This is a genomic window from Rothia sp. SD9660Na (assembly GCF_030064065.1).
Taxonomy (GTDB): domain Bacteria; phylum Actinomycetota; class Actinomycetes; order Actinomycetales; family Micrococcaceae; genus Rothia.
In genome coordinates, this window is sequence record NZ_CP125946.1 from 233780 (window position 1) to 247457 (window position 13678).

Sequence of the window (13678 nt, forward strand, 5' to 3'; positions counted from 1 at the left end):
AGTGCCCCCACCGGGATATGAGGCTGGGCCCTGCACAGGGTCCAGCCTTCGCCCCTTTAAGGGGGCGGACGCCGGTGGATAAGCCGGGTAGGCTCGGGCGCTGATGAGCCGGTAGAGTGGGGTGGCATGAGCCCATCTTCCTTGCCTCTGAATTTTTCTTTAGCCCATAAGATTGCCGGCGTGCTGGCTCCGGCTGGCCCCCGCGCTGGGGCTGCGGCTAAGCGCCGGGCCGTTGAAGAGATGCGTTATGCGGCTACTGCCGCTGTTGATCACGTGCACGCTATTACGCAACTGGCGGCAGCTGAGAACCTGCACGACTCTGAACTGCTGATTGTTGATAGGGCTACCTGGGTGAAGGCTAACACTCAGTCGTTTGAGGTCATGCTGGGCCCCATTGCCGAAGAGGTGCTGGGCCAGCGCTTAGCTAAACTCTCTGATGCTGAGCACGCTGTGACCGAGATTGGCGGGGCGGCGGAAATTGGGGGAGTGCTGGCTTTCCTGTCTACCCGCGTCCTGGGCCAGTATGACCCCTATGCGGCGCTTGCCGGTCACGGGGCCCCCGGTGGCCGCCTGATGATTGTGGCTCCCAATTTGATGAAGCTGGAAGAAGAGCTGAACCTTGACCCGGCGGATTTCCGCCTGTGGGTTGCCCTGCACGAGCAGACCCACCGGGTACAGTTTGCCGCTGCCCCCTGGTTGCGTGATTACCTGCTTGACCTCATGCACCGGCTGGGGCGGGAGCTGGGGGAGACCACCGATAACCTACCGGAGCGTATCGTCGCAGCTGCTAGTGGCGCTGTGCGCGGTATGAAGAAGCAGGAAGCGCCGGGGGAGAGCGCTGAGGCAGCCCGCCCTGCGGGCGCTGCCCTGCTCTTGAACGAGGAGGGCAAGGACCTGCTCGACCGTATCACCGGTGTGATGAGCCTGCTCGAGGGTCACGCTAACGTGGTGATGGATGCCGTCGATTCCTCTATTGTCCCGTCCGTTAAAACGATTCGCCGCCGTTTTGAGCGCCGTAGCCAAACCCAGGGTTTCTTCCCCCGCTTTATGAGCAAACTCCTGGGCATGGACGCCAAGATGGCCCAGTACAAGAACGGCCAAAAGTTCGTGCAGACCATCATCGACGAGGTAGGCATGGAGCGGTTCAACCGTATTTGGCAGGCTCCCGAGAACCTGCCCACCGTGGCAGAAATTCATGCCCCCGCTCGCTGGATTGAGCGGGTCCTGGGTGAAGAGCTAGAGGGAGAGAGCAAGTAGTGCAGGACCGTAAAACTCGCCTGAACCCGGTGGTGGGAGCTGCCCGCCGCGAGGTGGCACGCGTGCTGGATCAGGTATTTGGGGCAGGTACGGTGGCGCCTACCGGTTCGTCAGGACGCCCGGGCCCAGAACCGGAGACCCAGCAGGTTCCCCTGGTGTTAGCTGCCGTTTCAGGTGGCCCGGACTCACTGGCCCTGGCGGTTCTGCTGGCCCACTTTAACCGGCGCCAGGACGTACGCGTGGGTGCGGTGGTGGTGGACCACCAGCTTCAGGACGGCTCGGCTCAGGTCGCCGAGCGCACCGTCCAGACCTTGCGCGAGCTGGGTCTCAGCCCGGTGCTACTAGAAACCGTGACCGTTGAAAGCGGTAAAGAGGGGCCCGAAAAGGCCGCTCGAACCGCCCGATACGGTGCTTTCGCCCGGGCACTGGCCGCTACCGGGGCAGACGCTGTTGCCCTGGGCCACACCCTTGACGACCAGGCCGAAACCGTGTTGCTGGGCCTGGCGCGTGGCTCCGGCACCCGCTCCCTGGCGGGTATGCCCGTGGACCGCACCGAAGACCACCCCGTCGGTGCTGTTCGGGTCATCCGCCCCCTGCTCACCCTGCGACGGTCCGACATCGAAGACATCTGCGCTGACGCGGGTTTGACCCCCTGGTACGATCCCACCAACACCGACCAGTCACTTATGCGCGCCCGGGTGCGCCACAGTGTCCTGCCCTACCTCGAAGAACACCTGGGCGGTGGCGTTGCTGTCTCCCTAGCCCGCACCGCTTCCATCGCCGGTGCGGACGCCGACTACCTGGCCTCCGCCGCCCAGCAGGTCCTGCAGGAGGTACTGGTGTGGGCGGACGAGCTCGCCCCCGCAGGCACCGATATTGCAGGTTTGCTCGGGGTAGAGCCCGACAGGGACATGGTCCTGCTCAACCGCGCCGCGCTTGCCGACCTGCACCCAGCCCTGCGCACCCGCGTCCTCGCCCTTGCCCTTGAAGCAGCCGGGGGTGTCGCCCCGGGCTTTGAGCGCCTCGCCGCCCTAGATGCCTTTGCCGCTGAACACTCCGTGGCAGGTCCCCTGCAACTGCCTGGGCACATTTCGGCCTACCGCCGCCGCCCCGGCGCAACCACCACCCGGGCAGGTCAGAACTATAACCTCAAGAAAACCGGCCTCATCGTTTTACTCAAGACCACCCCATAAACCATACTTAAAGATGAACACGCGCTTTGCTCCACCACCGGGGGTAGGGCGCAGAACCTTTGAACCAGCAGAAAGCGATCAACCGTGGACGCACTCGACGTACAGAACGACATCAAGCACGTTCTCTTCACCAAAGAAGAAATCGACGCCAAGATTAAGGAACTTGCCGCCCAAATCGACAAGGACTACGAAGGCCGCGACGTACTGCTGGTCGGCGTACTCAAGGGCGCCATCATGGTCGTAGCCGATCTCTCCCGCGCCCTCAAGGCCCACTACACCATGGACTGGATGGCAGTTTCCTCCTACGGTTCAGGCACCAAGTCCTCTGGCGTCGTCCGCATCCTCAAGGATCTCGATACCGACCTGACCGGTCGCGACGTGCTCATTGTGGAAGACATCATCGATTCGGGTCTGACCCTCAAGTGGCTCCAGCAGAACCTGGTCTCCCGGGGCGCTAACTCGGTCGAAATCTGCACCCTGCTGCGCAAGCCCAAGAGCGTCAAGACCGATGTTGACGTCAAGTACGTTGGCTGGGACATCGAACCCGAATTCGTCGTCGGCTACGGCCTGGACTTCGCCGAGCGCTACCGCAACCTGGACTGCATCGTCACCCTGGCCCCGCACGTCTACTCCTAAACAGCGAGTACGCGTCAGAGAGCCCTGGCAGACTCCCCTCCGCCGGTGCTTTAGCCCTGAGGTGAAAACCTTGAGGCATCAAGCAAGTACCCAGCAACTTTAGGTACATTAAATAGGTCTAGGCCCACCTGCACCCACCGCCGGGTGCTGGGGCTACCTTTGTGCGGGGCGCACACGGCGCCCCGCCCCGTTATTTTTGTGGAAGGCGCGGCTGTGCAGAATACGGATAACACCTCTGACCCCAAGAAAAAGGGGTTCTTCAGCAAGCTCATCTCAGGGCCCTGGTTCTGGGTACTGCTGGCAGTTCTCATTGCTGTGCCCATGATTTTCGCAAACTCTCTAGCAGCCTCAACCCGCGTTGATACCAACGTGGGTATCGGTCTGCTGAATGACAAGAAGGTCGTCAGCGCCAAAATCTTCGACGGTGACCAGCGCGTAGACCTGGAACTCAAAGACGATTACGTGAACCCTGCCGGTGAAAACCAGGGCAAGAACGTAAGTTTCTACTACGTTCAGCCCCGCGCCACTGACGTTGTTGCGGCCATGGATAACGCCAACCTTGAGTCCTACACCGATCAGCCGGTGCAGACCAACTGGTTCACCTCCATGCTGTCCTTCATCCTGCCCTTCGTGATCCTGGTGGCCCTCTTCTGGTTCCTCATGTCACGCATGGGCGGCGGTAGCAACCAGATCATGAACTTCTCTAAGTCCCGCGCCAAGAAGTTCAACAAAGACAACCCCACCGTACGTTTTGCCGATGTCGCCGGTGTTGATGAGGCCTTAGCTGAACTCGAAGAAGTCCGCGAATTCCTGGCTGAACCAGAAAAGTTCACCCGCCTGGGCGCCAAGATCCCTAAGGGCGTCCTGCTCTACGGCCCTCCCGGTACCGGTAAGACCCTGCTGGCTAAGGCTGTAGCCGGTGAAGCGGGCGTCCCCTTCTACTCCATCTCCGGTTCTGACTTCGTTGAAATGTTCGTGGGTGTGGGTGCCTCCCGTGTGCGCGACCTCTTCAAGGAAGCCAAGTCCAACAAGGCCGCCATTATCTTCGTCGACGAAATTGATGCCGTAGGTCGTCAGCGTGGCGTCGGCATGGGCGGCGGTAACGACGAACGAGAGCAGACCCTCAACCAGCTGCTGGTTGAGATGGATGGCTTCGACGGCACCTCCAACATCATCGTCATCGCGGCAACCAACCGCCCCGACGTGCTCGACCCCGCCCTGCTGCGTCCTGGCCGCTTTGACCGCCAGGTCGGTGTAGACGCCCCCGACCTCAAGGGCCGCCAGCGCATCCTTGAGGTGCACGCCACCGGCAAGCCCATCGACCGTCGCGTTGACCTAGCCTCCGTTGCCAAGCGCACCCCCGGCTTCACCGGCGCTGACCTGGCCAACGTCATGAACGAAGCGGCTCTGCTGACCGCCCGAGACGGCGGTAACGTGATTGATGAACGCGCTATCGACGAGGCAATCGACCGCGTCATGGCAGGCCCCCAACGTTCCTCCCGCATCATGAGCGAGCACGAACGCACCGTCACCGCCTACCACGAAGGCGGCCACGCCCTGGTCGCAGCTGCCCTGCGCAACTCAGCACCCGTCACCAAGATTACGATTCTGCCGCGTGGCCGCGCCCTGGGCTACACCATGGTCATGCCCCAGGACGACAAGTACTCCACCACCCGCCACGAACTGCTGGACCAGATGGCCTACGCCATGGGCGGCCGCGCAGCCGAAGAGCTGATTTTCCACGACCCCTCAACCGGCGCGTCCAACGATATTCAGAAGGCAACCGACACTGCCCGCAAGATGGTCACCGAATACGGCATGAGCGCCAAGGTCGGCTCAGTACGTCTAGCTGCTAAGGAATCTGACCCCTTCCTGGGCGGCGGTGCTGGCGGCGGCAACAACTTCTCCGACGAGATGGCCTACCTGGTGGACCAGGAAGTCGCTGCCCTGCTGGAGCAGGCCCACGATGAGGCCTACGAGATTCTGCGTGATAACCGCGATGTACTCGATGTCCTCTCCCTGGCCCTGCTCGAGAAGGAAACCCTGCTCGAGAACGACCTGGCAGAAATCTTCGCAGGCGTGCGCAAGCGCCCCGAACGCGACCACTGGTACTCCAAGTCCAACCGTGAACCCTCGGCCCTGCCCCCGGTCAAGGTGGCTAAGGCAGAGACTGACGAGACCCCGGTTGCCGAGGAGCCCATCGTCCAGCAGCCTACCGTTGACCCCATGGATCCTGGCAATCCTCACCCCGGTGCTGCTGGGCCCGCAGGTAACCCCGATGTTGACCCCCTGGGAGGGCCCCGATAATGGCAGTTGACCAGCCCCGTATCGAGGCCGCTATCCGCGAGATTTTGCTGGCTATCGGCGAGGACCCGGACCGTGACGGCCTACTCGATACTCCGGCCCGTGTAGCCCGTGCCTACGATGAGATGTTTGCCGGTCTGCACCAGAGCGCCGGCGATATTCTGGGTACCACTTTCGACATTGACCACTCCGAGCTGGTTCTGGTCAAGGACATTCCCTTCTACTCGACCTGCGAGCACCACCTGGTGCCCTTCTTCGGGCACGCCCATATCGGCTACATTCCTGGTGGTGACGGTAAGGTGACCGGCCTGTCGAAGCTGGCCCGCCTGGTGGATGTCTACGCTAAGCGCCCCCAGGTGCAGGAGCGTCTGACTACCCAGGTGATTGAGGCTCTCGAAGAGCATTTGCAGCCTACCGGTGCGATTGTGGTGATTCAGGCTGAACATATGTGCATGTCTATGCGCGGCGTGCGGAAGCCGGGAACCAAGACGGTGACGAGCGCCGTCCGCGGGGCCCTGCGCGATCCCGCTACCCGTGCCGAGGCGATGAGCCTAATCAACGCCTCCTGATTTCTCCCAAGGGGACCTGATTTTCAAAAAAGGACCGCATAATATGCGGTCCTTTTTAGGTTTTGCGGTCCCCTTGGCTAAGGCGGGCAGGGATGCGGGTGCTAGCCTGGGTGCATGACCCTTCCTTACGCCCACGGCTCCTTCGCTAACCTGCCCACCGACCGTACCCTGATTATGGGTATTCTCAACGTCACCCCCGACTCCTTCTCCGACGGTGGCTTGCACGCGGACGCTGCCACGGCAGTTGCGCACGCTAAGACCCTGATTGCCCAGGGGGCAGACATTATTGATGTGGGCGGCGAATCAACCCGCCCCGGTGCCACCCGTGTTGACCTGGCTGAGGAGCAGCGCCGCGTCCTGCCCGTTATTGAAGCTTTAGCAGCTGAAAACATCGTTATGTCGGTCGATACCCTCAACCCCGAAACTGCCCGCGCTGCTGTGGCAGCTGGCGCCCACATCATCAACGACGTTGCCGGTATGAGCCTGCGCGAAGACATGATTGAGACTGTCGCTGAGCTCGGTGTGCCCTACATTCTCATGCACTCGCGTGGCACCTCTATCACCATGGACTCCCAGGCCGTTTACACCGACGTTGCCGGTGAGGTCTTTAGCGAGCTCTTTACCCTGCGCGAGCGACTGCTTGCCGGGGGAGTGGCACCCGAACAAATTATTCTTGACCCCGGCCCCGGATTTGCTAAGCAGGGGGAACAAAACTGGCAGATTTTAGCGGGTCTGCAGGCCCTGGTAGCTAAGGGGCACCGGGTGCTGGTGGCTGGTTCCCGCAAGCGCTTTATTGCCCGGCTTTTGCAGGAGCAGGACGCCGCAGCCTCCGGCCTACCGGCAGAGCAGGTTACTGAGCGCCCGGCTACTGGACGGGATGTTGCCAGTGCGGCCCTTTCGGTGATGGCGGCTGAGGCGGGAGCTTGGGCCGTGCGCGTCCACCACGTGCAGGCGACCGCCGATGCCCTGGCCGTGCGCGCAGCCTGGCGGCGGGCGTCCGCTCTCTCAAACTAGGTGGCGCAGGTAGCCATGAAACAGAAGCGTCATAAATGAAAATGTCTTTGTGACTTTAAGCGCTTTAGAGGTGGTGCTTTAGACCCGCTTAAGTACTACCCTTCCCAGCAAATAACCGGGTGAGACTATCTTTCGGCATGTCGAAGGGCACATATAAGGGTCACTAACGGTTGCCCCCGCTGCGTGGATAATGGCTACAAAGCACCGGCGCTTCAACTCTGAACTCCCACCGGTGACCAGACTCGGTGAAAGGCGACCATGCACGATCACAGCTCATCGGCAGATACGCGGGACTACTCGCGCGCTGACCGCATAACGCTCACAGGTGTGGGTAGCGTGGGCTACCACGGGGTGCTCGACTCGGAAAAGCAGACCGGTCAGCCCTTCTTCGTTGATATCACCATGTTCACCGACTTTACCCGGGCCGCTGCCACTGACGATGTGGCGCACACCGTCAACTACGCCGAAGTGGCTGAGGTTATCCGCGAAATCGTCACCGGTGAATCCATGGACCTCATTGAAACCCTGGCTGAGCGTATCGCCACAGCCGTGCTCGAGAAGTTCCCCCTGCTGGCGGTTGAGCTGACCGTACACAAGCCCAAGGCCCCCATCGAGGTGACCTTCGCCGATGTGTCGGTGACGATTTTTAGGGAGAAGCATGCCGGTTAAAGCCATTCTTGCCCTGGGCTCTAACCTGGGCAATAGCGAAGACACCCTGATTAAGGCAATTGGCGATATCTGCTCCCACGAGAAAATCGCGGTGACTAAGATTTCCCCGATCGCTATCACAGCTCCCGTGGGGGGCCCTGTAGGGCAACCCGATTACGCCAACATGGTGGTTGAAATCGAGACCAGCCTGCGGCCCTTCATGCTGCTGGAATATACCCAGCAGATTGAGCAGAAGCACCACCGCACCCGCGATGTTCGCTGGGGCCCGCGTACCCTGGATATCGACATTATTGACATCGCCTCCCTGCAGATGGACGATCCTGACCTCACCCTGCCCCACCCGCGGGCTGCTGAACGGGCCTTTGTGCTGGAACCCTGGGCTCGTATGGACCCCGCCGCCCTCCTTTTAGGTTCATCGGTGCGCCAGCTGGCAGATGATGCTGCGGACGCCGGTGGCATCCGCGAGTTCCACCCTGCCCCGGTGGTCTGCGCGTGAAACTGCGAAGCCGAGCCCTTGCCCTCCTAGCGGCTGTCGGGGTTGCAAGCGGCGCCGTACTGAACTTCCTGAGCGTGAGCTCTGGCGGCCTGGAGCTCTCCCTGCCTGCCCTGACCGTAGTAGCGGCTCTGATTCTCGGCTCCCTGGCCCTCTATTTCGCCCGGCAGGTGCTCAAATTCAGCCGGGTTGAGACTCGTAAGAACGCCGGTTCCATGAACCCCCTCATGGCCGCCCGTGTAGCGGTCTTCGCTCAGGCTCTTGCCCTCACCGGTGCCCTGGTGACCGGCTGGCAGGTGGCTATCCTGGTCTACCAGCTGGGTCTGCTGACCTCCCGTGCTTCGTCGCAACCGCTGGTGGAAAGCTCTGTCGCTTTAGCCGGCGGGCTGGTGATGCTGGTTGCCGGTATCGTTGCCGAGAACTGGTGCAAGATTCCTCCGGGAGATGAGGACGCCGGTGGTGGGGTTGGCGAGGTCAGCCCGCAAGCTGGCCCCTTGGCCCGTAACAAACCGGACTCTTCTTCCTAGCCGGTAAGGTTTAGGCAGGCTTTCCCTCCGTGCCATAATGGTGTAGACCACAGTCTGATATGGATACATAACGAGAGGGCACCATGAATGAGCCGCAATTTACACCTACCCTGCCCCCGCTCGACCTGGATGGCCTGGGCAAGCAGACTATAGATCTGCCCGAGGTCAGCTGGAAGCGGGTCTCGCCCAAGTACGTTCGGGTTAAGCTCGTTACCTCCTTAATCTGGTCTCTCATTCTGTTGGGGCTGGCGTCCTTGCCGCTTATCATGACGCTTGTGGTGGAGAGCTGGGACTGGGCCCCTTGGGCCTACTGGGGTCTGTTCGGTCTGGTGCTCACCTGGCGGCTGTGGGCTCTGGTGCTGGTCAAGCGCCGGGTGCAGGCAATCGGCTACAGCGAACGTACTGACCACCTGCTCAAGCGCTCTGGCCTGCTCTTCCGCTCGGTCACCGCCGTGCCCTACGGGCGTATCCAGTACGTCGATGTTTCCTCCGGCCCCCTTGAAAACGCACTCTCACTGGCCAGCGTTGAGGTGAAAACCGCGGCCAACAGTATCACCATTCCCGGCCTAGCCAAGGCAGATGCCGATCGGCTGCGCGAGGTACTGACCGACCTATCGGATGCAAAGATGGCAGGGCTCTAAAGATGGGCGGACAGGCACCTACTCCAGAGACACCTGCGGTCTCCACCGACATCACCGCCCGCGAAGAAGCCGCCCTCACCTGGCGCCGAGCCCACCCGCTCTCACCCCTGGTACGGGCCTGGCTGATTATTGTCGTTTTTATCTACACTATTGCGAACAATCTAGTCGATGACCTCTTTGCCGGGGAAGAACCCCTTGACCTGCGCGAGCTAGGTGAGATTGGCCCACCCGACACCGTCTTCCTCTCCTGGACCAGTATCTTCGGTAGCTTCTGGTTCCTAGGCGTGTTGGGGGTCTTCTTCCTGCTCCTTTTGCTGCCCTTCCTCTCCACCTGGTTCTTCTACCGTTTTGCCGTGGATGACCGCAATGTCTATATCAAGAGCGGCATGCTCTTCAAAACCGAGCGCAAAGCCCGGCTGGACCGTGTGCAGTCCATCGACGTGAACCGCCCGTTCATGGCCCGCCTACTGGGCTTAGCTGAGCTTAAGTTCGATGTGGCAGACGGTGATTCCTCAGCCCTGCGCGTCCAGTTCCTCAAGTACTCCGAGGCCCGCTCCCTGCGTGAGCAGCTGCTGGCTCAGGCGCGCACCCTCAAGGAGGGGGCAGCAACCTCCCCGGCGGCGTCCGCCCCTGTTGAGCAACCTGCCCACCGCGATATTGCAGACCGCCTGGGTGACCACCTCACCGAGAATTTTCTGGGGGTTAAGGACGCCGGCGAGCAGCTGATTGTCAAGGTACCGGTAGCGCGGTTATTAGGGTCCATGGTGCTGAGCCTGGGCTGGGTCGTGGGCCTGCTGTTCCTCTTGGGCATGGGCGGCCTCATGCTCTGGGCAGAGATGTCCCTGGGCGCTATATTTGCCTCGAACGCGGCTGTTATCCTGGCTATCATCTCGAGCACCTGGAAGCGCTTTAACACAGGTTTTAACTTTTCACTCTCTACCAGCCCGGACGGCCTGAAAACCCGCTTTGGCTTTACCGATACCACCACCCAGACCCTACCCGAGGGGCGTATTCAGCGTATTTCGGTGGAACAGCCCCTGCTGTGGCGCATGACCGGCTGGTACCGAATCAAGGTGACCCTGTTGGGCAAGGGCAGCGACCAGGGTGAATTCGCCGGGGAGCTGTTGCCGGTGGGCACCCTTGATGACGTGATGCGGGTGCTGCCCCTGGTGCTCCCTGCCCAGCAGGACGGTGGCGTGTCACCTGACCAGCTCATGGCCGGTTTGGCAGGTAGCGGGGCGGAGCAGGACTTTACGGTCTCCCCGGCATCCGCCCGTTGGTTTGACCCGTTCACCTACCGCCGCAACGGCTTTGCGGTAACGCCCCTGCTGATACTGGTGAGGTCCGGACGTTGGGTGCGCCGTCTAACCTTTGTGCCGCACCGTAAGGTACAGAGTTTTGAGCTGGCCCAGGGGCCCCTGCAGAAGAAGGCCGGGCTGGCCCACCTGTCCTTGCGAGTCGCCGGGGGTACCCTGTCTACCTCCGTGCATAATGCGGACGCCGAGGTCGCCCGCAGCCTGACCGTCCGCCTGGCCCAGATGGGAGTTGCGCCTGCATCAGCGCCGACGTCTGCGGACACGGGGAAAGGCCCCGGTACGTCTTCGCAGCTCCCGCCCTATGAGCTACTACCTCTGCCCGATACTGAGATAGGAAACTGATGGGTTTACCTACAAAGCTTCCTGCACTTCACCTAAATCAGGGGCCAAAGCCTTTGACGGGAATGTTATTTTCTCTGGTGCTTCTGTCACGCTGGAGCCAGGAGTGTATTACACCTTGACCGGCCCTAACGGTTCCGGTAAGTCGACCCTCATGAGCTGTCTTCTTCTACATCAAGATTTAACCGAAGGGCAGGTACTCATTGATGGGCACCGGTGACCTCTGCGTCTGAGACCTTCCGTTTACAGGTTTTTTGGGCTCCACGACGCGCTGGGGTGGCTTCCCGGCCTAACCGTAGGGCAGCATCTTGAAATGCTGGCCGGCGAAGGCCCTAAAATCGCTCAAAAGCTGGGAATGGCTTCTTCTCAGCGTATGAGCGTGTGTCAGGCGCTAGAAGAACTTGGAGTACCCCAGGCTTATGACAGAGAACCACACACCCTGAGCTCTGGCCAGGAACAACGCGCCCGCCTTGCGTCAGGTTCGAGGCTCCTACCTATATTTCACATTAGAAGATTTCCAAGTGCCCGGTTTCTTTATGGGCGGTCTGCTGATTGCAGGAGCTGGGCTAGTCTGGTTCTTTTATCAGTTGGGGCCGCTGGCTTACTCGCCGGCTGAACTCTTTTGGCGTTACTCTGGACTTTCATATCCCAGCCGTAACCCCTGGCATTTTCGGGCTATATGGGTTGCTTTAGGCACGTGGGCCCTGCTCTCCGTAATACTAGCGATTATTTTTGCGCCGCTCTCGGTGACTTGGTTGGTGGGAACGGTGCTGGGCGCTGTAGCGTTTGGGGTGCTTATGCTGCACGGTATGGCTGCGGCACAGCTACTGGCACGGCTAAAGTTTCTTTTGGCTTGGGCAGGTCTGGCGGCGGTTACGGGTTTTCTATTGCTCATCGCTATGACTACCGGCTCAGTCGTAAGTGCAAACGTTGCTATAATTTATGGTCTTGGAGTGCTGGTTCTGTCCCTCGGAATACTTGGAACGCTTGTGCTCGTTGTTTCAGCTCAGAATAGTCCTCTGGAACGGGTTGCTGCTACTCAGGGGTTTGGGAGAAGTACGCTGCTTCTATACGCCGTCCGTAATCTCAGCGGAGCACAGGGTTACCGCTACTATGGTGGGCAGGGCGGTACCTTCCGCAGAAAACTTGTGAACTCTCGTCCTTACCTTCTATCGTTGGCTGCTTTAGCTGATAGCCTGGCCCCGCTCGTTCTCATTACCCTACTGAGTATCCCCTGGGGATCTTTGTGGGGGTCGGTTTCTGAGCATCCGGCATCGGTATCGTAACGATTGTAGGTGTCTGGTTGATTGCCTTCTTCTACCGTTGGCTACCTCGGGAATGGTCAGCCCAGCTGCCTCTTCGGCAGTGGCTTACAGCTCCTTATTTTTCAACCTTGTTGGGGTTTATCGTGGGCGCTGGTGTTGCTACGGTAATCTATGCCGTGGCAATGACCATCATCTTTCAGCTTCCGGGCATTATTACGGGCGCTGCTCTCTTTTTCGGGATTGCCGTGGCGCTAGGAGAGACTGACCCTCTACAGGAATACGACTACAGCCTTGTCGTTGCCCTGCCGTCGGGATTAGTGGTTCCGGTTCAGCCTCTGGTAGCTGCGAGTACCGTTGCTTTTCAGATTGGGGTGGTTGCGCTGGCCGTTTTTAGTGGCACTATTCAAGGGCTACTTATTCCCCTAGCCTTTTGCCTGTGGCGTCTTGCGCAGCACTACAGTAAAGGCTGTACCCGGTAAGAGACGGCCCCCGGTAAACTAAGCAGGCAGGACGCAGACAGAAAGGTGCCCCGTGCAAACCAGCAACCATCTTAAGCCCGCCCGCCTGGGCATCGGCGTGATATCAGCAGGGAAGGTAGGGGCCGTGCTCGGCGCGGCCCTCCGCGCCGCAGGGCACCTGATCACCGGCGTCCACGCTGTCTCAGAAGCCTCCCGCACCCGAGCCGAAGCCCTGCTCCCCGGCGTCCCGGTGTCCACCATTCCTGAGATCATTACTACCAGCGAAGTGGTGCTCCTTACCGTACCCGATGATACCCTGCCTGACCTGGTTAAAGGCATAGCCGAAACCGATGGCTGGCGCCCCGGGCAAATCCTCATCCATACCTCAGGACGCCACGGCGTCGGCGTCCTAGCCCCGGCTACCGCCCAGGGCGCCATCGGCCTAGCTGTTCACCCGGCCATGACCTTCACCGGCCTCTCCCTCGACCTGCCCCGCCTCGCCAACACCAGCTTCGGCGTCACCGGCCCAGCCCCCTTCACCCCCATCGCCCAGGCTCTGGTCGTTGAAATGGGCGGAGAACCAGTCCTCATCGCCGAAGGCGACCGCCCCCTCTACCACGCAGCCCTGGCCCACGGTTCCAACCACCTGGTCACCATCACCGGCCAGACCCTCCAAATCCTGGCCTCCATCGGCATCGAGAACCCGGCTCGCTACACCGAACCCCTGCTGAGAGCATCCCTCGACAACGCCCTCGCCAACGGCGATAGCGCCCTCACCGGCCCCGTCGCCCGCGGGGACGCCCACACCGTAGCCGCCCACGCCCAAACCCTTGCCAGCTACGCCCTCGAAGAAAACGCCGCCGACGTCCCCGCCGCCTACCTGGCCCTGGCCCGCGCCACCGCCGAACGAGCCCACAGCCGCGGCGCCCTCACCGATGAGAGCTACCAGGCTGTGCTTAAAGCGCTCGCCGGGTAAACTAGGAGGGCGCAAAACACG

At 60.9% G+C, this 13678-nt stretch carries 15 protein-coding genes; all 15 read left to right on the top strand.

Annotation, left to right across the window (positions count from 1 at the left end):
• Positions 1–126 precede the first annotated feature (126 nt).
• The gene (locus QM007_RS01220) at positions 127–1257 is read left to right on the top strand and encodes an Rv3626c family coenzyme F420 biosynthesis-associated protein (RefSeq protein WP_283490203.1); all 1131 of its coding nucleotides are present in this window, start codon (positions 127–129) and stop codon (positions 1255–1257) included.
• Positions 1257–2450, top strand: coding sequence for a tRNA lysidine(34) synthetase TilS (gene tilS, locus QM007_RS01225; protein WP_283490204.1), 1194 nt, complete (start codon positions 1257–1259; stop codon positions 2448–2450). The genes QM007_RS01220 and tilS overlap by 1 nt, the downstream gene beginning before the upstream one ends.
• 84 nt (positions 2451–2534) lie before the next feature.
• Positions 2535–3086 (top strand): hypoxanthine phosphoribosyltransferase, encoded by a 552-nt coding sequence (gene hpt / locus QM007_RS01230; protein WP_237185243.1) that lies wholly within the window; start codon positions 2535–2537, stop codon positions 3084–3086.
• A gap of 213 nt (positions 3087–3299) precedes the next feature.
• Positions 3300–5393, top strand: coding sequence for an ATP-dependent zinc metalloprotease FtsH (gene ftsH / locus QM007_RS01235; RefSeq protein ID WP_502949065.1), 2094 nt, complete (start codon positions 3300–3302; stop codon positions 5391–5393).
• Positions 5393–5959 carry a GTP cyclohydrolase I FolE gene (gene folE / locus QM007_RS01240; RefSeq protein ID WP_283490205.1) on the top strand — a complete coding sequence of 189 codons (567 nt, stop codon included), beginning with the start codon at positions 5393–5395 and terminating at the stop codon, positions 5957–5959. The genes ftsH and folE overlap by 1 nt, the downstream gene beginning before the upstream one ends.
• A gap of 114 nt (positions 5960–6073) precedes the next feature.
• Complete coding sequence (gene folP / locus QM007_RS01245) at positions 6074–6973, top strand: dihydropteroate synthase (protein ID WP_283490206.1); 900 nt, start codon at positions 6074–6076, stop codon at positions 6971–6973.
• A gap of 258 nt (positions 6974–7231) precedes the next feature.
• The gene (folB, locus tag QM007_RS01250; protein ID WP_283490207.1) at positions 7232–7642 is read left to right on the top strand and encodes a dihydroneopterin aldolase; all 411 of its coding nucleotides are present in this window, start codon (positions 7232–7234) and stop codon (positions 7640–7642) included.
• The gene (folK, locus tag QM007_RS01255; RefSeq protein ID WP_283490208.1) at positions 7632–8138 is read left to right on the top strand and encodes a 2-amino-4-hydroxy-6-hydroxymethyldihydropteridine diphosphokinase; all 507 of its coding nucleotides are present in this window, start codon (positions 7632–7634) and stop codon (positions 8136–8138) included. Before folB ends, folK begins: the two co-directional genes overlap by 11 nt.
• Positions 8135–8662 (top strand): DUF3180 domain-containing protein, encoded by a 528-nt coding sequence (locus QM007_RS01260; protein ID WP_283490209.1) that lies wholly within the window; start codon positions 8135–8137, stop codon positions 8660–8662. Before folK ends, QM007_RS01260 begins: the two co-directional genes overlap by 4 nt.
• 83 nt (positions 8663–8745) lie before the next feature.
• On the top strand, positions 8746–9303 hold the full coding sequence (locus QM007_RS01265) for a PH domain-containing protein (protein ID WP_283490210.1): 558 nt from the start codon (positions 8746–8748) through the stop codon (positions 9301–9303).
• A 2-nt stretch (positions 9304–9305) separates the two neighbouring features.
• Entirely contained in the window at positions 9306–10961 is a 1656-nt protein-coding gene (locus QM007_RS01270; RefSeq protein WP_283490211.1) for a PH domain-containing protein, read from the top strand.
• Between the two features lie 67 nt (positions 10962–11028).
• On the top strand, positions 11029–11178 hold the full coding sequence (locus QM007_RS11070; RefSeq protein WP_502949086.1) for an ATP-binding cassette domain-containing protein: 150 nt from the start codon (positions 11029–11031) through the stop codon (positions 11176–11178).
• 250 nt (positions 11179–11428) lie between these two features.
• Entirely contained in the window at positions 11429–12244 is an 816-nt protein-coding gene (locus QM007_RS01275; RefSeq protein WP_283490212.1) for a hypothetical protein, read from the top strand.
• Between the two features lie 17 nt (positions 12245–12261).
• Positions 12262–12702 (top strand): hypothetical protein, encoded by a 441-nt coding sequence (locus tag QM007_RS01280; RefSeq protein WP_283490213.1) that lies wholly within the window; start codon positions 12262–12264, stop codon positions 12700–12702.
• A 52-nt stretch (positions 12703–12754) separates the two neighbouring features.
• Positions 12755–13657: a Rossmann-like and DUF2520 domain-containing protein gene (locus tag QM007_RS01285; RefSeq protein ID WP_283490214.1), complete on the top strand. Its 903-nt coding sequence runs from the start codon at positions 12755–12757 to the stop codon at positions 13655–13657.
• Positions 13658–13678: the final 21 nt, after the last annotated feature.

Coding starts and splice junctions, on each gene's coding strand:
- QM007_RS01220 (WP_283490203.1), top strand. CDS start 127: ATGAGCCCATCTTCCTTGCCTCTGAATTTTTCTTTAGCCCATAAGATT.
- folE (WP_283490205.1), top strand. CDS start 5,393: ATGGCAGTTGACCAGCCCCGTATCGAGGCCGCTATCCGCGAGATTTTG.
- folP (WP_283490206.1), top strand. CDS start 6,074: ATGACCCTTCCTTACGCCCACGGCTCCTTCGCTAACCTGCCCACCGAC.
- folB (WP_283490207.1), top strand. CDS start 7,232: ATGCACGATCACAGCTCATCGGCAGATACGCGGGACTACTCGCGCGCT.
- folK (WP_283490208.1), top strand. CDS start 7,632: ATGCCGGTTAAAGCCATTCTTGCCCTGGGCTCTAACCTGGGCAATAGC.
- QM007_RS01265 (WP_283490210.1), top strand. CDS start 8,746: ATGAATGAGCCGCAATTTACACCTACCCTGCCCCCGCTCGACCTGGAT.
- QM007_RS01270 (WP_283490211.1), top strand. CDS start 9,306: ATGGGCGGACAGGCACCTACTCCAGAGACACCTGCGGTCTCCACCGAC.